The 18,585-nt window shown below is 66.2% G+C and carries 15 protein-coding genes and 12 tRNA genes; 7 read left to right on the forward strand and 20 right to left on the reverse strand.

Annotated features, from left to right (window positions below; translation table 11 throughout):
• Positions 1-157: 157 nt before the first annotated feature.
• A complete protein-coding gene (locus C1926_RS03645; protein WP_108758284.1) occupies positions 158-2,113 on the reverse strand; it encodes a peptidyl-prolyl cis-trans isomerase in 1,956 nt (651 codons plus the stop codon).
• A gap of 226 nt (positions 2,114-2,339) precedes the next feature.
• Here C1926_RS03645 and C1926_RS03650 point away from each other — a divergent pair, with 226 nt between their 5' ends.
• Genes C1926_RS03650 through C1926_RS03665 form a run of 4 tightly spaced genes read left to right on the forward strand, consistent with a single transcriptional unit; the run spans position 2,340 to position 6,286 of the window.
• Positions 2,340-3,296, forward strand: coding sequence for an NAD(P)-dependent oxidoreductase (locus C1926_RS03650; RefSeq protein ID WP_108758285.1), 957 nt, complete (start codon positions 2,340-2,342; stop codon positions 3,294-3,296).
• A complete protein-coding gene (locus C1926_RS03655) occupies positions 3,284-4,468 on the forward strand; it encodes a glycosyltransferase (RefSeq protein WP_108758286.1) in 1,185 nt (394 codons plus the stop codon). Before C1926_RS03650 ends, C1926_RS03655 begins: the two co-directional genes overlap by 13 nt.
• A gap of 4 nt (positions 4,469-4,472) precedes the next feature.
• Positions 4,473-5,051: a hypothetical protein gene (locus tag C1926_RS03660; RefSeq protein ID WP_108758287.1), complete on the forward strand. Its 579-nt coding sequence runs from the start codon at positions 4,473-4,475 to the stop codon at positions 5,049-5,051.
• Positions 5,048-6,286 carry a nucleotide disphospho-sugar-binding domain-containing protein gene (locus tag C1926_RS03665; RefSeq protein ID WP_108758288.1) on the forward strand — a complete coding sequence of 413 codons (1,239 nt, stop codon included), beginning with the start codon at positions 5,048-5,050 and terminating at the stop codon, positions 6,284-6,286. Before C1926_RS03660 ends, C1926_RS03665 begins: the two co-directional genes overlap by 4 nt.
• A 95-nt stretch (positions 6,287-6,381) precedes the next feature.
• On the opposite strand, the gene C1926_RS03670 is transcribed toward C1926_RS03665, so the two are convergent.
• The 12 genes from C1926_RS03670 to C1926_RS03725 all read right to left on the reverse strand — a co-directional run bounded on the left by C1926_RS03670 (position 6,382) and on the right by C1926_RS03725 (position 13,871).
• Positions 6,382-6,458 (reverse strand) — tRNA-Asp (locus C1926_RS03670).
• Between the two features lie 29 nt (positions 6,459-6,487).
• Positions 6,488-6,564, reverse strand: a tRNA-Asp gene (locus C1926_RS03675).
• A gap of 31 nt (positions 6,565-6,595) precedes the next feature.
• Positions 6,596-6,672, reverse strand: a tRNA-Asp gene (locus C1926_RS03680).
• A gap of 81 nt (positions 6,673-6,753) precedes the next feature.
• Positions 6,754-6,830 (reverse strand) — tRNA-Asp (locus C1926_RS03685).
• A 79-nt stretch (positions 6,831-6,909) separates the two neighbouring features.
• A tRNA-Asp gene (locus C1926_RS03690) sits at positions 6,910-6,986 on the reverse strand.
• Between the two features lie 25 nt (positions 6,987-7,011).
• Positions 7,012-7,086, reverse strand: a tRNA-Val gene (locus tag C1926_RS03695).
• A gap of 11 nt (positions 7,087-7,097) precedes the next feature.
• Complete coding sequence (locus C1926_RS03700; RefSeq protein ID WP_004146343.1) at positions 7,098-7,370, reverse strand: HU family DNA-binding protein; 273 nt, start codon at positions 7,368-7,370, stop codon at positions 7,098-7,100.
• Positions 7,371-7,589: 219 nt separating this feature from the next.
• Complete coding sequence (lon, locus tag C1926_RS03705; protein WP_108758289.1) at positions 7,590-10,040, reverse strand: endopeptidase La; 2,451 nt, start codon at positions 10,038-10,040, stop codon at positions 7,590-7,592.
• A 142-nt stretch (positions 10,041-10,182) separates the two neighbouring features.
• Complete coding sequence (gene clpX, locus C1926_RS03710) at positions 10,183-11,472, reverse strand: ATP-dependent Clp protease ATP-binding subunit ClpX (protein WP_108758290.1); 1,290 nt, start codon at positions 11,470-11,472, stop codon at positions 10,183-10,185.
• A gap of 127 nt (positions 11,473-11,599) precedes the next feature.
• Complete coding sequence (gene clpP / locus C1926_RS03715) at positions 11,600-12,226, reverse strand: ATP-dependent Clp endopeptidase proteolytic subunit ClpP (RefSeq protein WP_079220811.1); 627 nt, start codon at positions 12,224-12,226, stop codon at positions 11,600-11,602.
• Positions 12,227-12,301: 75 nt separating this feature from the next.
• Positions 12,302-13,597: a trigger factor gene (gene tig / locus C1926_RS03720; RefSeq protein ID WP_108758291.1), complete on the reverse strand. Its 1,296-nt coding sequence runs from the start codon at positions 13,595-13,597 to the stop codon at positions 12,302-12,304.
• Positions 13,598-13,786: 189 nt separating this feature from the next.
• A tRNA-Leu gene (locus C1926_RS03725) sits at positions 13,787-13,871 on the reverse strand.
• A gap of 122 nt (positions 13,872-13,993) precedes the next feature.
• Between C1926_RS03725 and C1926_RS03730 the strand changes: the two genes are divergently transcribed.
• Positions 13,994-14,656, forward strand: a complete 663-nt coding sequence (locus tag C1926_RS03730; protein WP_108758292.1) for a DUF2306 domain-containing protein — start codon at positions 13,994-13,996, stop codon at positions 14,654-14,656.
• Positions 14,657-14,677: 21 nt separating this feature from the next.
• Here C1926_RS03730 and C1926_RS21410 read toward each other — a convergent pair whose 3' ends face one another.
• The 7 genes from C1926_RS21410 to C1926_RS03760 all read right to left on the reverse strand — a co-directional run bounded on the left by C1926_RS21410 (position 14,678) and on the right by C1926_RS03760 (position 16,886).
• Positions 14,678-14,974 (reverse strand): hypothetical protein, encoded by a 297-nt coding sequence (locus C1926_RS21410; RefSeq protein WP_216822042.1) that lies wholly within the window; start codon positions 14,972-14,974, stop codon positions 14,678-14,680.
• A gap of 229 nt (positions 14,975-15,203) precedes the next feature.
• Positions 15,204-15,279, reverse strand: a tRNA-Lys gene (locus C1926_RS03735).
• A gap of 138 nt (positions 15,280-15,417) precedes the next feature.
• Positions 15,418-15,493, reverse strand: a tRNA-Lys gene (locus C1926_RS03740).
• 79 nt (positions 15,494-15,572) lie between these two features.
• A tRNA-His gene (locus tag C1926_RS03745) sits at positions 15,573-15,649 on the reverse strand.
• A gap of 186 nt (positions 15,650-15,835) precedes the next feature.
• The gene (locus C1926_RS03750; protein WP_108758293.1) at positions 15,836-16,564 is read right to left on the reverse strand and encodes a hypothetical protein; all 729 of its coding nucleotides are present in this window, start codon (positions 16,562-16,564) and stop codon (positions 15,836-15,838) included.
• A gap of 131 nt (positions 16,565-16,695) precedes the next feature.
• Positions 16,696-16,772 (reverse strand) — tRNA-Arg (locus tag C1926_RS03755).
• A 37-nt stretch (positions 16,773-16,809) separates the two neighbouring features.
• A tRNA-Pro gene (locus C1926_RS03760) sits at positions 16,810-16,886 on the reverse strand.
• A gap of 181 nt (positions 16,887-17,067) precedes the next feature.
• Here C1926_RS03760 and C1926_RS03765 point away from each other — a divergent pair.
• Both C1926_RS03765 and C1926_RS03770 read left to right on the forward strand, forming a co-directional pair.
• Positions 17,068-17,826 (forward strand): Bax inhibitor-1/YccA family protein, encoded by a 759-nt coding sequence (locus tag C1926_RS03765; protein WP_108758294.1) that lies wholly within the window; start codon positions 17,068-17,070, stop codon positions 17,824-17,826.
• A 137-nt stretch (positions 17,827-17,963) separates the two neighbouring features.
• A complete protein-coding gene (locus tag C1926_RS03770; protein WP_108758295.1) occupies positions 17,964-18,584 on the forward strand; it encodes a flavin reductase family protein in 621 nt (206 codons plus the stop codon).
• Position 18,585 lies beyond the last annotated feature (1 nt).

An 18,585-nucleotide genomic window follows, 5' to 3' on the forward strand; every position in this document is an offset into this window, starting at 1 on the left:
CCATCGCTCTTTGTAGCTCGACTGCTCTTGGATGCCCAGTCGAGCATGGCTCGACTCTACAAAAACAGTCGAGCAAGCTCGACTCTACATACAGCGGACGCGCCAACAAAAAAGGCCCGGCATTGCCGGGCCTTTTTCGTCCTGCTCGCCGTGTGGCTTACAGGTTCGCTTCGGTGGTCTGCACCAGGAACTTCTTGCGCATCGCATCGATGTAGGCCTTGGCCGCAGCCATGCCGTCGATCTGGCTCAGCTGGTCCTTCAGCTGCTTCTGCTGTTCCGGCGTCACTTCCTTGATGTTGCCCGGGGTGACCTTGTTCACCACGAAGACCAGTGCGTGACCGTTGACGTCAACCTTGCCGTAGCTCGGCTTGCCTTCGGCCGGCACCGGCGCACCGAAGATGGCGCGGTTGATTTCCGGGGTCGGCACCGGCTGGCTGCGCGGCAGGCCCGGCATCGGGCTGACCTGCAGCTTGTCGCTGGCCACCAGCGACTGCAGGCTGGCACCGCCCTTCAGCTTGGCCAGCAGGGCATCCGCGGCCTTGTCGCTGGCCTGGCGCTGGCGGTCGGCACGGATCGCGGCGATGACCTGCTCGCGGGCCTTGTCCAGCGGCAGCGCCTGTTCCGGGGTGTGCGCGGCCACGCGGATCACGACACTGTGGTTGGTGCTGCCGCCCAGGGCGATCGGATCGCTGGACGTACCGTCCTGCACCATCACGTCGGAGAAGGCCGAACGCAGCACCGCCGGGTCAGCAGCAATGCCGCTGGCGGTGACACGGGTGATCGGACCCAGGGTCTGCACCGGCAGGTCCACCGACTTGGCTGCGGCGACCAGGTCGCTCGGGCTCTTGTTGATGGCGTCGACCAGGCGGCCGGCCAGATCGTTGAAGCCACGCTCGCCGTCAGCCTTCAGCTGTTCGGCGGCCAGCGTGTCGCGCACTTCCTCGAACGACTTGCCTTCGCCACCGCGCACGGCCGCGACCTTGATGATGTGGTAGCCGAAGTCGGTCTTGACCGGGCCGATCACGTCACCCGCCTTGGCAGCGAACAGCGCGTCTTCGAACGGCTTGACCATCGCGCCACGCTCGACCCAGCCCAGGTCACCGCCCTGGTCCTTGGAACCCGGATCTTCCGAGTTGGCCTTGGCCAGCGCGGCGAAGTCGGCACCGGCCGCCTTGGCTTCGGTCGCCAGCTTGGCGGCCTTGGCTTCGGCACCGTCGCCGGTGATCAGGATGTGCGAGGCCTGGCGCTGTTCCGGGGTCGCGAACTTCGCCTTCTCTTCCTCGTAGCGCTTGCGCAGGGTCGCCTCATCAGCCGGCACCGGCGCCGGCAGGTTGGCACCATTGAGCTCGACGTATTCCAGCGTGACCGACTCGGCCTGGCGGAAATCCTTGCCGTGGCTGTCGTACCACTGCTTGATCTGCGCATCGGTGACCGGCGCGGTATCGGCCGGCACTTCCGGCAGCGCGACCAGCTCGACGTCACGGGTTTCGCCCAGCAGCTTCAGCAGGCGCTCGGTCTCGGCCTGGGTGACGAAGCCGGAGTTCTGCAGGCCGGCCGGGATCACCGACTGCTGCAGGCTGGCACGCACTTCTTCCTGGAACTGCGCCGGGGTACGCGGCGGATTGCCACCGCCCAGCGCCAGCCGGTAGTTGTTTTCATTGAACTTGCCATCGCTGCCGAGGAAGGCCGGGATGGTCAGGATGTAATCGCGCACGGCACCATCGCCGACAACCACGCCGGCCTGTTCGCCCACCAGGCGCACGACCTGCTCGTCGATCAGCTGGTCGAGCACGGCCAGCTTGCTCTCGGTGCTCTCGAACGCGCGCGGGTCGAAGTTCTCGCCCTGCTGCTGGCGCTCACGCATGCGCTCCTGCTCGAAGCGGGTACGGAAATCCTGCGCGCTGATCTCGTGGTGCTGCCACAGCATGCGCACCGGCCACCACGACGGCGCCGAGCGCCACCAGGTCGGCGGTGCCGAAACCTTGGCCACGTTCTGTGCGCCGACACCACCGAGGTAGCTGTTGTCGATCACGAACAGGAACGGAATCATCAGCAGCCCCAGGATCACGGTGACGATCCAGCCTGAGGTCTTGTCGCGGAGTTTCTGCAGCATGGTGAGGAATCACATGGCCTGATTGGCGAGCCCGGCAGTGTAACCCGCTTCGCGGCCCGCACCAAAAACGGCGCGGAGGCAGGCAGGGCAAGGATCTGCGCCCCATGCGCGCTGTCCACGCCGCGCCTGCGATGGCCGCACGCGCAGCAGCCGGCGCATACTGGGCGGTCATGTGGGCGTCCTGTCCCGGCTGCGGCGCGTCACAGGCACAAGGAGGAATACGTCCATGCGCATCCTGGTCACCGGCGCCTCCGGCTTCGTGGGGGGCGCCCTGCTGCGCCGCCTCGCCGACGTGCCCGGGGTGGAGGCGCTGGGTGTCGCCCGCCGGCCGCTGCCCCTGCCCCACTACGCCGCGCTGGACCTGTCGCAGCCGTTCGAGCTGCCGTTCCGGCCCGACGTGGTGGTCCATGCCGCCGCGCGGGTCAGCCCCTGGGGCAGCCCCGCGCAGTTCCGGCAGCAGAACGTGGACACCACCGCGCAGGTGATCGACTTCTGCCGCCGCGCCGGCCATCCGCGCCTGCTGCTGGTGTCCAGCACCGCCGTGTTCTACCGCGAGGCGCACCAGTACGATCTGGACGAAGACAGCCCGATCGGCCCCGCCTTCCTGAATGAATACGCGCGCAGCAAGGCCGCCGCCGAACGCCTGCTGGCCGGCTACGACGGCCCGTCGTGCATCCTGCGCCCGCGCGCCGTGTTCGGCCCCGGCGATACGGTGCTGCTGCCGCGCCTGCTGGCGGCCGCGCGTCGCGGCGGCGTGCCGCTGCTGGTCAGCCCCGGCGGTCCACCGCAGATGGACCTGATCCACATCGACACCCTGGTGGAGTACCTGCTGCGCGCTGCCCAGGCGCCGCGGCTGGGCCCGGCCTACAACCTGACCAGCGCGCAGCCGGTGGACCTGCATGCCCTGCTGCAGCGGTTGCTGGCCGCCCTGCAGCTGCCACCGCCGCACCGCCGCGTACCGACCGCCCTGGCGCTGCGTGCCGCCAGCGTGGTCGAAGCCGGCTGGCGCGCCCTGCGCCTGCGCAGCGAGCCGCCGATCACCCGCTTCGGGGTGGCCGCCTTCGCCTATTCAAAGACCTTCAATCCGCAGCGCATGCTGGCCGACCTCGGGCCGCCACGGGTGTCGATGGAAGACGGTATCGAACGTTTCATCGACGAGCAGCGTGCGCAATGGGCGGCCTGAGCCTGAACGGGGTACCGCTGGCCAGCCTGGTGCTGGCGGCCCTGTACCTGCTGCTGATGGGCCTGAAGGCAGCCGGCGCGCTGCGCATCCTGGGCCAGCGCCCGCCCCGGCCGCAGGCACCCGCCGGGTACGACGGCAGTGGCGTGGCCATCCTGCAGCCCATCCTCGGCGGCGACCCGCTGCTGGCGCAGGTGCTGCAGCACAACCTGCGGGTGCTGCCCGGCGCACATTTCCATTGGCTGCTGGACGACGCCGACAGCATCGGGCTGGCCACCGCCGCCGCGCTGTGCGCGGCGCATCCCGGCCACCACATCACCTGCCTGCGCTGCCCGGCCGCGCCGGAGGGCACCAACCCGAAGACCTTCAAGCTGGATGCCGTGCTGCCGCAGGTGCGCGAGCCGGTGCTGCTGGTGCTGGACGACGACGCGCGCCTGTCAGCGGCGGCGCTGGCGCAGCTGGTCGATGAACTGGACGCGGCCGACGCCGATCTGGTCACCGCCCTGCCGTGCTACCGCGATGACGGCGCCGCCGGTGCGCGCTTGATGGCGCAGTTCGTCAACAACAATGCCGTGCTGACCTACCTCGGCCTGCTGCCGTGGCTGGCACCGCTGTCGATCAACGGCATGTGCTACGCGCTGCGCAGCGAGCGACTGCGCGCGCTGGGCGGATTCACCCCGTTGCTGCGGATGCTGGCCGATGACCTGGCGCTGGCCCGCGCGCTGCGCCGGCAGGGTGCGCGCCTGTTCCAGTCCACCGCGCCGGTGGAGGTGCAGACGCATGTGCCCACCCTGCAGCGCTATCGCCAGCAGATGCACCGCTGGATGCTGTTCGCCGTGCTGCTGCTGCGCGATGAATCACCACGCCTGCGCCTGCTGATCGGCGTACTGCATGGTCTTCCGCCGCTGCTGCTGTGGGCGCTGCTGATACTGGCCGCAGTGCCGCCGATCGGACTGCCGGCCCTCGTGGCCGCGCTGGTCGTGCTGCTGCGCACCTGCCTGCTGCGGCAGCTGCAGCGCCGCGCCGGTGGGCGCGCCCGGCATCGCCCGCTGGCCTCGCTGCTGGCCGAACTGCTGCAGCCGCTGCACCTGCTGCATGCGGCCTGCGTGCGCCGCATCCGCTGGCGCACCCGGCTGTACCAGGTGCGAGCCAACGATGATTTCCAGGGGGGTTGAGTCGATGCCGGGCACCCGCACGCCGCTGCAGCTGGCCTTCCTGACCGGGCAGAGCGATCCGGCGCGCTGCGCGCTCAGCCCGCAGCAGCGCGCCTTCGGCCAGGCCCTGCTGGCCCCGGGGCGGGTGCTGCACCCCTGCAATTTTCCTTACGACGCCGCCACGCCCGATCACCAGCCGGCCACACTGCTGGCCGCCAGCTGGCACAACACCCGCCATTACCTGCGCTCGCGCCACCCAGGCTTCGCAGCGGCCCACGGCCCCGCGCTGGCCCAGCTGCTGCAGGCCGCACCGCACACCCTGCTGCTGGCCGGCAGCTGCGGGCTGGAGGTGCTGGCCAACCTGGAGCTGCCGCCGGCCCTGTCGCAGCGCTGCAGCGTGCTGGCCTACGGGCCGGTGGCGCGCCGTGCACCGCGGGTGGCGCAGCTGCAGGTGCTGGTCGGGCGGCAGGACTGGGTCTCGCGGCTGGGCTGGCGCGGCGCGCGGCAGTGGATCGACAGCGGCCACATGGACTACCTGCAGCAGCCAGCGGTGCTCGCCATCGCCCGCGAACTTGCTGCGCGCCTGCAGAAGGAACCGGCATGAAGATCGAACTGCTCGCCCCGCCCTACAGCGGCCACCTGCATCCGATCCTCGCCATCGCCCGCCAACTGCAGCCGCAGCATGAGGTGACGGTGCTGAGTACGCCCGGCGCGCAGGCCGCGATCTCCGCCAGCGGACTCAACGGTGGCGTGTTGCTGTCGGCGGACCAGGAAGCGGCGCTGTGGCAGATCGCCAACCCGCCCACGCCGGTCAAGGCCAACCCGTTGCGGCTGCACGCCCAGCTGACCCAGGCGCTGCGCCTGATGGAACAAATGCGACAGGCGCTGCAGCAGCGCTGGCAGCACGCACGCCCGGACCTGGTCATTGTTGATTTCACCCTGCCACCGGCAGGCCTGCTGGCAGCCGAGCTCGGCATCCGCTGGTGGACCAGCCTGCCCTCGCCCTGCGTGCTGGACTGCAGTGACGGTCCGCCGCCGTACCTGGGCGGCCTCAGCCCGGCGCGCACGGGTTGGCAGGCGCTGCAGCACGCCTGCGGCCGGCAGCTGACCCGCGTGTTCAAGCGCGGCGTACACGCGTGGCAGCGCTCGGCCATGCAGCGGCTGGGGGTGCCGTCGATCTATCGCGCCGATGGCAGCGAGCGGGTCTATTCAGATGACTGCATCCTCGCGCTGGGCGTGCCGGAACTGGAATTCCCCCGCACCTGGCCACGGGCGCTGCAGTTCATCGGGCCGATGCTGCACACCCCACCCGGCACCCATGCGCCGCCGCCGTTCGTGCAGGATGCGCGGCATCTGCTGGTCACCGCCGGCACCCACCAGGACTGGATCAAACCGCGCCTGGCCGAGGCGGCGGCGACGCTGGCGGCGCTGCATCCGCAGTGGCAGATCCACGTCAGTGATGGGCACGCAGATGAAACGCGCAGCGCACCGCAGCCGCTGCCGAACCTGCACCGGCTGCCCTTCGTCGATTACGCGCGCCACCTGCACCGCTATGACCGGGTGCTGCACCACGGTGGCGCCGGCGTGATGTACCACGCGCTGCGCGCGGGCGTGCCGTCGCTGGTATTTCCGCTGGATTACGACCAGTTCGACCACGCCGCACGCCTGCAGGCCGCAGGCGCGGGGTTGTGGCTGCGTGATCTGGACCAGCTGCCGGCGCTGTTCGCGCGCGCGTTGCAGGCCGATGCGTTCCCGGGGCTGGCGGCCCTGCAGGCATCGGTGCAGCGGCATCTGGCGGTGGAAGCGGTGCTCGACCGCGTCGCATCGCTCGAGCGGTAGCGCCGGGCCACGCCCGGCGTAGATCGACCCCGAAAAAGCAAAATGCCCGCAGGTCCAGGACCGACGGGCATCTTCGTTGACACTTCAAACTCTGCTGGCGGAGCGGACGGGACTCGAACCCGCGACCTCCGGCGTGACAGGCCAGCATTCTAACCAGCTGAACTACCGCTCCACATGGGCAGAACTTTTTGGGATCCGGGATGGCGGAGCGGACGGGACTCGAACCCGCGACCTCCGGCGTGACAGGCCAGCATTCTAACCAGCTGAACTACCGCTCCACAGCACTTCCAGATACCCCTGCTTGCAACTTGGCGGAGCGGACGGGACTCGAACCCGCGACCTCCGGCGTGACAGGCCAGCATTCTAACCAGCTGAACTACCGCTCCACGTTTGCTGCAAACCTTTCTGTTTCTTCCGGCCGAGGCCGGTTGAAACAAGGCGCCCGGTTGCCCGGAAGCCTTTGAAACTGGCGGAGCGGACGGGACTCGAACCCGCGACCTCCGGCGTGACAGGCCAGCATTCTAACCAGCTGAACTACCGCTCCAGTTGTGTTGCTGTTTTCCCGCAGGGCGAACCCTTGAAGAAAACAAAGCCCCCAGTTGCCCGGGGGCCTCGCGTCAAAGTGGCGGAGCGGACGGGACTCGAACCCGCGACCTCCGGCGTGACAGGCCAGCATTCTAACCAGCTGAACTACCGCTCCACACTTAACTTTTACTGCGGTGCTGTGGTGGGTGCTGAGGGTTTCGAACCCCCGACCCTCTCCGTGTAAAGGAGACGCTCTACCGCTGAGCTAAGCACCCCAGCGAGCCGCTTAGTTTACAGCATCCTTCAGGGCCTTACCAGCCTTGAACGACGGATTCTTCGAAGCAGCGATCTTGATGGTGTCGCCGGTCTTCGGGTTGCGGCCGGTGCGGGCAGCACGGTCGCGGACCTGGAAGGTACCGAAGCCAACCAGGGTGACCGCATCGCCGTCCTTCAGCGCCTTGGTGACGGCAGCAACGACGGCATCGACAGCGCGGCTGGACTCGGCCTTGGTCAGGTCGGCGGCTTCAGCAACGGCATCGATCAATTCGGTCTTGTTCATTCTCTACAACTCCTTTGGCGGTGGGTTCCGCTTATTCGACAGGGAAGCAACCGCACGCGATGCGCGCACGGCCGCCATGTGGAAACTGTTCGCCGAATTCAGTGATCACCAGACTGCGATCACTCATTCGCGGGTGCTGCTTTTATACCAGCGCCCCTACCCCCACGCAAGGTGGAAAGCCAGCAACGACGCGGGTTTCAGGCATTTCGACAGCGCGCGTCAATGCTTGACGCGCGCGTTTCCACTCGGTTTGGCCTTGCTGCGCACCGTGACGCGCTGCGCACTCTTGCGCGCCTTCTTCGGTGCCAACGGACGCTCCAGCGCCAGGTCCAGCACTTCCTCGATGTACTTCACCGGCACGATCTGCAGATCGCGGGTGACGTTGGCCGGAATGTCGGCCAGGTCCTTGCGGTTCTCCTCGGGGATGATGACCGTGCGGATACCGCCACGCAGTGCCGCCAGCAGCTTTTCCTTCAGGCCACCGATGGCGGTGACGCGACCGCGCAGGGTGATCTCGCCGGTCATCGCCACGTCGGCACGCACCGGCACCTTGCTCAGCATCGACACCAGCGAGGTGACCATCGCCGCACCGGCACTGGGGCCGTCCTTCGGCGTGGCGCCATCGGGCACGTGCACGTGCACGTCGTGCTTCTGCAGGAAATCCGCATCGATACCGAAGCCGACAGCGCGCGAACGCACCACCGACAGCGCTGCCGACGCCGATTCCTTCATCACGTTGCCGAGCTGGCCGGTCAGGATCAGCTGGCCCTTGCCCGGCACCAGGGTCGATTCGATCTGCAGCAGGTCGCCGCCCACCTCGGTCCAGGCCAGGCCGGTGACCAGGCCGATCTCGTTGGCTTCTTCGGCGCGGCCGAAATCGAAGCGGCGCACGCCCAGGTACTTGTCCAGGTTCTTGCTGGTGACGCTGACCAGGGCCTTGGACTTCTTCGCGCCCTTCTTCGCCTTCACCGGCTGCGGGCCGGCCAGGGCGATTTCCTTCACCACCTTGCGGCAGATCTTGGCGATCTCGCGTTCCAGGTTGCGCACGCCGGATTCGCGCGTGTAGTAGCGCACGATGTCCTGGATGGCATCGCTGCCGATTTCCAGTTCCTCCGGCTTCAGGCCATTGGCCTTGATCTGCTTCGGCGACAGGTAACGGGTGGCGATGTTGAGCTTCTCATCCTCGGTGTAGCCGGGGATGCGGATCACTTCCATGCGGTCCAGCAGCGGGCCCGGAATGTTGAGCGAGTTGGAGGTCGCCACGAACATCACTTCGGACAGGTCCAGATCCACTTCCAGGTAGTGGTCGTTGAACGCGTTGTTCTGCTCGGGGTCGAGCACTTCCAGCAACGCCGAGGACGGATCGCCACGGAAGTCCATCGACATCTTGTCGATCTCATCGAGCACGAACAGTGCGTTCTTGCTGCCGACCTTGTTGAGGTTCTGCACGATGCGGCCCGGCATCGAACCGACGTAGGTACGGCGGTGGCCACGGATCTCGGCCTCGTCGCGCACGCCGCCCAGCGACATGCGCACGAACTTGCGGTTGGTGGCCTTGGCGATGGACTGGCCCAGCGAGGTCTTGCCCACGCCCGGCGGGCCGACCAGGCACAGGATCGGGCCCTTCATCTGCTTCACGCGCGACTGCACCGCCAGGTATTCCAGGATGCGGTCCTTGACCTTGTCCAGGCCGTAGTGATCGGCGTCCAGGGTGTCCTGCGCGGCCTTCAGGTCCTTGCGCACCTTGGTGCGCTTCCTCCACGGCACGCCCAGCAGCCACTCCAGGTAGTTGCGCACGACGGCAGCTTCGGCCGACATCGGCGACATCTGCTTGAGCTTGTTCAGCTCGTTGCGTGCCTTGGTTTCCACCGGCTTGGGCATGCCGGCTTCGGCGATCTTGCGGGCCAGTTCTTCCAGCTCGCCCGGCGCGTCGTCGAGGTCACCCAGTTCTTTCTGGATGGCCTTCATCTGTTCGTTGAGGTAGTACTCGCGCTGGCTCTTTTCCATCTGCGACTTCACGCGGCCGCGGATGCGCTTTTCCATCTGCTGCACGTCGATCTCGCCGTCGACCAGGCCCACCAGCATCTCCAGGCGCTCGCCCACGGCCAGCGTTTCCAGCAGACGCTGCTTGTCGGCCAGGCGCACGCTGATGTGCGCGGCGATGGTGTCGGCCAGGCGTGCCGGCTCATCGATGCCGGCCAGGGTCTGCAGCAGCTCCGGCGGCAGCTTGCGGTTGGTCTTGACGTACTGCTCGAACAGCGACATCAGCGAGCGGGCGATGGCCTCGATTTCGCGCGGTTCGCGCGGGTCGGCCGCGTCGATCTCCACGGCCTGGCCGTGCAGCGAGCCATCACGCTCGTCGACCTGGGTGACCTGCACGCGCGACAGGCCTTCGACCAGCACCTTGATGGTGCCGTCGGGCAGCTTCAGCAGCTGCAGCACCTGCGCCAGCGTACCGACCTGGTAGAGGTCGGCCGCATGCGGGTCATCGGTCTCGGCCGACTTCTGCGCCAGCAGCAGGATGCGCTTGTCTGCCTCCATTGCCTGTTCGAGCGCGTGCATGGACTTGTCACGGCCGACGAACAGCGGGATGACCATGTGCGGGAACACCACTACGTCGCGCAGCGGCAGGACCGGCAGGTCGAGGGTTTCACTTGGGGAACGGGCCATGGGGGCTCCAGGGAAGGGGAAAACCGCCTCCGGGAGGGCATCTTCCGGAGACAAAAAAAGCCGATGGCCCCGTTATGGGGCCATCGGCTTTCAGATGCAAGGCGTTCGTTTAAACTCCTTTCAAATCAAGGATTTGAAAGGATCACTCGGCGCCTGCGGCCTTCTGTTCAGGGGCCGCCGGGGTCTGGTAGATCAGGTACGGCTCGGACTTGTGCTCGATCACCGATTCATCCACGACCACCTTGCTGACGTTTTCCTGCGAAGGAAGGTCGTACATGGTGTCCAGCAGGACCGATTCGACGATGGTGCGCAGGCCACGGGCGCCGGTCTTGCGCTTGAGCGCCTTCCTGGCGATGGCCGACAGCGCGTCCGGACGGAACTCCAGCTCGACGTTCTCCATCTCGAACAGCTTCTTGAACTGCTTGGTGATGGCGTTCTTCGGCTCGGTCAGGATCTTGATCAGGGCCGGCTCGTCCAGCTCCTCCAGGGTCGCCACCACCGGCAGGCGGCCGACGAACTCGGGGATCAGGCCGAACTTGATAAGGTCTTCCGGCTCGACTTCGGCCAGCACCTTGCCCACTTCCACCTTGCGCTCGGCGCTCTTGACCTTGGCACCGAAGCCGATGCCGCCGGCGTCGTTGGAACGCTGCTGGATCACCTTGTCCAGGCCGGCAAACGCACCGCCACAGATGAACAGGATGTTCTTGGTGTCCACCTGCAGGAATTCCTGCTGCGGGTGCTTGCGGCCGCCCTGCGGCGGAACGCTGGCCACGGTGCCTTCGATCAGCTTCAGCAGGGCCTGCTGCACGCCTTCGCCGGACACATCGCGGGTGATCGACGGGTTCTCGCTCTTGCGCGAGATCTTGTCGATTTCATCGATGTAGACGATGCCCTGCTGCGCCTTCTCGACGTCGTAGTCGCACTTCTGCAGCAGCTTCTGGATGATGTTCTCCACGTCCTCGCCCACGTAACCGGCTTCGGTCAGCGTGGTGGCGTCGGCCATGGTGAACGGCACGTTGAGCAGGCGGGCCAGGGTTTCGGCCAGCAGCGTCTTGCCCGAACCGGTCGGGCCGACCAGCAGGATGTTCGACTTGGCCAGTTCGACCTCATCGTTCTTCTGCCGGCTCTCGATGCGCTTGTAGTGGTTGTAGACAGCCACGGCCAGGGTGCGCTTGGCCCGGTTCTGGCCAATCACGTACTGGTCGAGCACCTCGAGGATCTCGCGCGGCTTGGGCAGCGAACTGCGCGCCGACTGCGCCTTTTCCTCGAGTTCTTCACGGATGATGTCGTTGCACAGCTCCACGCACTCATCGCAGATGAACACGCTCGGACCGGCAATCAGCTTGCGCACTTCATGCTGGCTCTTTCCGCAGAAAGAGCAGTAGAGGATCTTGCCGGTGTCCGTGGAACGACCTTGGCGGTCTTCGCTCATGCTTCGCTTACCCAGTTACCCCACCCGCTGAACGGGGGTTCGATTCGAGAATAGCACAGGGCCGGAGGGACACCAGTCCCGGTCCGACCCTGCAGGAACGGGGCCTCCCTGGCCCCGTGAAGGCCGATCAACCGGCCTGGATCGACTCTTCCGGACGACGCTCCAGCACCTGGTCGACCAGGCCGTAGGCCACCGAGTCGACCGCGCTCTTGAAGTTGTCGCGCTCGGTGTCGCGGGCGATCGTCTCCAGCGACTGGCCGGTGTGCTTGGCCAGCACTTCGTTCAGGCGCGAACGCAGGGTCAGGATTTCACGGGCATGGATGTCGATGTCCGTGGCCTGGCCCTGGAAGCCGCCCAGCGGCTGGTGGATCATCACGCGCGAGTTCGGCAGCGCATAACGCTTGCCGGCAGCACCCGAAGCCAGCAGCAGGGCGCCCATCGAGGCGGCCTGGCCGACGCAGATGGTGCTCACGTCCGGCTTGATGTACTGCATGGTGTCGTAGATCGCCATGCCGGCGGTGACCACGCCACCCGGCGAGTTGATGTAGATGCTGATGTCCTTTTCCGGGTTTTCCGCTTCCAGGAACAGCAGCTGCGCCACCACCACGTTGGCCATGTGATCATCGATCGGGCCCACGAGGAAGATCAGGCGCTCCTTCAACAGGCGCGAATAGATGTCGTAGGCACGCTCGCCGCGGCTGGTCTGCTCGACCACCATGGGAACCATGTTCAGGGCTTTGGTCCGGTTGTCCATTTCGTGAGGTACCTGTCTTGGGGGAAACACCCCCGCGCCAGGGCAGGCGCGGGGTATGGGGAGATCCGCGCCGTATTACTGGCGGATCGCGTCCTGGAACGACAGCTTTTCTTCGGTGTGCTGGGCACGCTCGGCGATCCAGTCGATCACCTGCTCTTCCATCACGCGGTTCTGCAGGCCAGACATCAGCTGGGGGTCGTTGCGGTACATCTCAATGACCTGCTCCGGCTCTTCGTAGGTCGAAGCGATCAGACGCATCGTTTCATTCAGGCGCTTGGGCTCCAGGCGCAGGTCGTTGGTGCGGGCCACTTCGCCCACCACCAGGCCGACCAGCACGCGCTTGGCGGCGGCATCCTTGAAGCCTTCGTGGGCATCGGCCGGGACGTCACCGACGTTCTGGCCGTTGCGGCGGGCCTGCTCGACCTGCTGGGCCAGCATGGCGCGGGCTTCGTTCTCGACCAGGCGCGGCGGCATTTCCACCGACGCGTAAGCGGCGATCAGCTGCTCGCCCACTTCGCGGCGCAGGCGGTTCATCAGGGCGCCCTTCAGCTCGCGCTCCAGGTTGGCGCGGATGTCGCTGCGGAACTGCTCGACGTCGCCGCCCTTCACGCCGAAGCTCTTGATGAAGGCTTCATCGACGGCCGGCACGACCGGCTCGGACAGCTCGACGACCTTGACGGTGACCTGCACGGTCTTGCCCGCCAGCACCGGCACGCGCCAGTCAGCCGGGAACTCGACGTCCAGGGTCTTTTCTTCGCCCTTGGCCAGGCCGACCAGGCCCTTCTCGATGGTTTCGAACATCATGCCCTGGCCGAGCACGATCGAACCCTTCTCGGTGCCTTCGGCCGGCAGGCGCTCTTCGCCGGCCTGCGACCAGGTTTCCAGTGCGACCAGGTCGCCGTCCTGCGCGCCACGGGTGACCGGGGCCCAGGTACGACGCTGGTTCTGCAGGTTCTCGATCATCTGGTCGATGTCGGCGTCGCTGATTTCAGCGGTGTGGCGCACCACGGTCAGCTTGCTGACGTCGATGTCACCGAAGTCCGGCACCACTTCGACGGTGGCCACGAAGGAAAATTCACCTTCCTCGCCCTTGTCGATGCGCGGGCTGCCGACGATGCGCAGGTCGTGCTCGCGCACGGCGGCATCGAAGGTTTCGCGCAGCAGGCCGTCCAGCGCCTCGCCACGGACCTGCGCGCCGAAGCGCTGCTCGATCACCTTGGCCGGCACCTTGCCCGGACGGAAGCCCTTGATGCGGGTGGTACGGGCGATTTCGCCCAGGCGGCCGTTGATGTGGCTCTGCAGACGGTCTTCCGGCAGCGAGAAGCTCAGGCGGCGTTCCAGGTTGCCGATGGTTTCGATCGAAGCTTGCATGTTGACTCCTGCCACCGGTGGCCCACGCCCCCGGCTCGATGATTGGGATGAAACGGTTGTAAGGACACGACGTCTGGGACGCGCCTGCTTGCCGCAGCCCTTTAGTTTCGCCCAATTCGGCCTGCACTGCCAGCGCGTGGCGGTCAAGGGGCCGCAGGGAGCCCGATCAGGGCGGGGACAGGCCGGCACTGGTGCGAAAGGGGGGACTCGAACCCCCACGCCTTGCGACACTGGAACCTAAATCCAGGGCGTCTACCAATTCCGCCACTTTCGCGTGGCCGGCACAGGGGTTCATTGTCGCAGGCGGGACTGGAAAGCGAAAGGCGTGACAAAGCTGAATGCGAATTACCCCGTGTTTCGCGCAGACTCGCCGGATTGCCCTGGCCGGACATCCCGATGGAGCACATCAGCACTGCCCCGCCCTCCCCGCGCACCTGGAACGCCTGGTGGAAGGCCACCTTCTGGCTTCTGGGCCTGGCCGTGGCCGGGCACTTCCTGTGGGCCACCGCGCAGCGCTATGTGCAGGTGACGCCCGAGGCCTACGGCATGTTCTGGGACCGGCGCAGCTGGCTGTGGCTGCACATCACCGGCGGCAGCCTGGCCATGCTGGCGGGGGCCAGCCAGTTCGTGGCGGCGTTGCGCCGGCGCTGGCCCGCCCTGCACCGCTGGCTGGGGCGCACCTACCTGCTGGGCATCCTGCTGGGCAGTGCCGCCGTGGTCGGGCTGCTCATCACGACCCAGGGCTGGCTGGCACTGAAGCTCGCGTTTGCTGCCACCGGCCTTGCCTGGCTGATCACGTCATTGCGCGGCTACCGCACGATCCGCCGCGGCGACATCGACGCCCATCGGCGCTGGATGCTGCGCAGCTACCTGGTGACCCTGTCGCCGGCGGTTTTCCGCCTGTTCCTGCTGGCACCGGCGTTGATGCAGCTGGCATCGCCGCTGGTGATGGTGCCCAGCCTGCTGGTGCTGAGCTGGGCGCTGCCGCTGCTGGCCTACGAAACGGGACGCCGCCTGCCGCGACTGCGTGCGGCACCGATCCGGGCCCGGATGGCCTGAGCCACCACGGGCCCGGCGGGATTAGTGCGCTGGCTGGGCCGGCGCAGGCGAGGACGGCGTCGCTGCAGGATCGGCTTTACGCAGCTCGGCCGAGGAACCGTCCGCTGCGCGGGTGACCTCGACCGCCTCGGGCGTTGCGCCGTCTTTTTCCGATGGCACTGCCGGCTGTGCCGCCACACTTGCCGTGTCGGCATCACGCTCCACCGTCTGCGCGTGATTTTCAGCAGTCGCAGGCGGCTCGCCCGCCGTGCAGCCCACCAGCGCGAGCAGCAGCGCGCCAGACACGATCAGCCCTGCATTCCGTTTCATTGCAATCATCAACACTCACTCCACCTGCATGCGCCACTGGCGCGGAACATTCATTGGGAATGATGCGAAGTGCGATCGGTGAGATGCAGTGCACAGCATTGAAAACACTGATGACGCATGTAACCCAGTTTTAAGCATCGCTTCAGTAGATCCACGCCATGCGTGGATGCGCGCCGGCAGCCGATCACCTGATCACAGGCAAGAAAAAAGCCACTTGGCGAACCAAGTGGCTTTCATCTGGTGGGCTGTCAAGGATTCGAACCTTGGACCTATTGATTAAGAGTCAACTGCTCTACCAACTGAGCTAACAGCCCGAAATCGGGGCGCGAATTATGACCCCATCCGCCTGGGGGATGCAAGCGCTTCGTTCAACATCGTTGACGTCCGCACTGCTCCGGGTACCGCACTATCTGAAGAAAAAAGCCACCTGGCATACCAGGTGGCTTCCGTCTTGGTGGGCTGTCAAGGATTCGAACCTTGGACCTATTGATTAAGAGTCAACTGCTCTACCAACTGAGCTAACAGCCCGTGAAACTCAGACGCACATTGTAGCGTGCATTCTGTTTATTGCAATACCGTGTCGGCGTTGCCGATGCGGTTGAAACAGTGGGGTGGCTGAGGGGATTCGAACCCCCGACCACCGGAATCACAATCCGGTACTCTAACCAACTGAGCTACAGCCACCACTGAAACTTTGCTTCATCACCGATGCGGCTGGCGCTGAAGCCTGATACGTTGCCTTGAGTGGGCGGAAGCAGAAGTTCCGTCCCCCGAAGCGAGTCCGGCATTTTCCGGGAGTCGCGCGGGAATTGCAAGCACTTCTTCACATTGATGTGCAGGGGCCTGCCAGGGGCCGACGGCACCCGCCACTCAGGGATCGCTGGCCGAGATGACCCGGGTCGTTTCGCCTGCTTCATCCAGGAACGCCAGCGTCGCCTCGCCCTTCGGCGTGACCTGCAACTGCAGGCGCGGATTCCCCTTTGCATCCAGCAACTGCAGCATCGCGTTGCGCGAACCGGACTTGCCGAGGAAGACGCGACGGGTGATCGCCGCCTCGCCCGCCTTGGCCAGGCGCTCGTCATCGGCCGAAAAAATCGGGCGCTTCAGGCCATCGGCCACGTCGTTGAACATCAACCCCGCGTAACTGCCCTCCGGACCGTCCAGACCCAGCAACTGCAGCTGCTGGTCCTGCTGGTAACGATCAAAGGTGAGGCTCATCCCGCTGTCCGGGCGCCCGTCCTTGCCCAGCGCACCGTTGAAGATCAGGCCACCGTTCTCGGTGCCCTCGTCATTGAGGAACAGCATCCCGGCCATGGGCCGCTTGTGCGCGGTGATCTCCTCGCCCTTCATGAAGCCACCGGGGAAACGCGTGCGATTGGACACGACCAGGCGCAGGGTGCCGTCAGGTTCGCGGATGTTGATGCGCTGCGCATCGATGACATCGAACGAGGCATCGCGATGGGCGCTGGCCCCCATCAGCAGGCCGGCCACCGCCAGCAGGGTGACGCCGCCGCAGTACAGCGAAAGCCGCCGCTGGCTGCTGCGCAGGCGCTGCACTTCCGCGGCGAGGTCGTTGTCCCGGGCTGCCTGTTTCGTCATGCGTCTCACTCCTTTGATGGGGCACGAAATGCGGACAACGCGCTGCCCCGGACGGCCTTGTCCGAGCAATGACTGTAACGGGCGGACATGAAGTGGGCCATGCGCCGGAAGTCAGGAAAGCTTCCCTGCAATGGCGCGCCCGACAGGAATCGAACCTGTAACCGCCGGCTTAGAAGGCCGGTGCTCTATCCAGTTGAGCTACGGGCGCCCGAACCGGAACGGCGTCCAATCCGACGTAGTGGGATTGGTCGGGGTAGAGGGATTCGAACCCCCGACATCCTGCTCCCAAAGCAGGCGCGCTACCAGACTGCGCTATACCCCGGTGTTGCAATCCCCTCGGGCAGAGGCCCGGGGAGCTGGTCATTGTGAACAAGCGCGGTCCAGCCTGTCAACGCGGCCGGCCCGGCCACGTGCCACCGCTACGCCACCTTACCCGGCCATGGGCTATGCTCGCGGCAATCGGCCGGATGGCCGTAACCACCCCTTTCGCACGGAGATCTCGCATGCGCAGCGGCAACCCGGCTCTTTCCGAGTCGACTTTCCTCGATCTGGCCAGCGGCTCGGTGGTGACCCACCCCGACCAGGCGATGACCCTCAACGGCACCGTCAACAAGACCGGCATCCTGCTGCTGCTGACCGTGCTGACCGCCGCCTTCGCCTGGAACCAGTCGATCAACGACTACGGCCAGGTGATGGCCGGCGCCAAGCTGTACGCCATGGGCGGCGCGATCGGCGGCCTGGTACTGGCACTGGTGACCGTCTTCAAGAAGGAATGGTCGCCGGTCACCGCGCCGATGTACGCGCTGGTGGAAGGCCTGTTCCTGGGCGCCATCTCGGCCCTGTTCAACATGAAGTTCCCGGGCATCGTGTTCCAGGCCGTGCTGCTGACCTTCGGTACCCTGTTCGCCCTGCTGTTCGCCTACCGCAGCGGCCTGATCAAGGTCACCGAGAACTTCAAGCTGGGCGTGGTCGCCGCCACCGGTGGCATCGCTCTGCTCTACCTGGCCTCGTTCGTGCTGGGCTTCTTCAACATCAACGTGCCGATGATCCATGACGCCAGCCTGCTGGGCATCGCCTTCAGCCTGTTCGTGGTGGTGGTGGCCGCGCTGAACCTGGTGCTGGATTTCGACTTCATCGAGACCGGCGTGGCCCAGCGCGCGCCGAAGTACATGGAGTGGTATGGCGCATTCGGCCTGATGGTGACCCTGGTCTGGCTGTACGTGGAATTCCTGCGCCTGCTGTCGAAGATCCAGCAGCGCTGAGTCCAATCAGGCTGTAAACGACACGCCGCGATCCGCAAGGGTCGCGGCTTTTTCGTGGGTCTCACGCGGTAGAGTCGAGCTTGCTCGACTGCCTCCAATCCAGTCGAGCAAGCTCGACTCTACGGAACCCCCACCCCATGTCCGACACCTTCCACAGCTACCGCCCGGCCGACGGCCACCGCCTGCCGCACGATCCGTTCAACGCCATCATCGGCCCGCGCCCGATCGGCTGGATCTCCAGCTGCGATGCCGAGGGCACCCTGAACCTGGCGCCGTACAGCTTCTTCAACGCCTTCAACTACACCCCGCCGATCATCGGCTTCTCCAGCCAGGGCCGCAAAGACTCGCTGCACAACATCGAGGCCACCGGCGAATTCGTCTGGAACCTGGCCACCTTCGACCTGGCCGAGGCGATGAACGAAAGCTGCCGCGCGGTCGCGCCGGAGGTCGATGAGTTCAGCCTGGCGGGACTGGCGCCGCTGGCATCCACCCAGGTGCGCCCGCCGCGCGTGGCGCAGAGCCCGGTCAGCATGGAATGCCGTTGCACGCAGATCGTGCGCCTGCGCGATGCCGCCGGCCAGGACACCAACGGCTGGCTGGTGCTGGGCGAGGTGGTGGCGGTGCATATCGATGCGCGGCTGCTGGTCGATGGCATCTATGACACCGCCGCTGCCGACCCGATCCTGCGCGGTGGCGGCCCGGCCGATTACTTCCGGGTCAGCGCCGAACAGCGCTTCCGCATGTTCCGCCCGGCCTGAG

It is taken from the genome of Stenotrophomonas sp. ZAC14A_NAIMI4_1, from assembly GCF_003086915.1.
Classification (GTDB): Bacteria; Pseudomonadota; Gammaproteobacteria; order Xanthomonadales; family Xanthomonadaceae; genus Stenotrophomonas.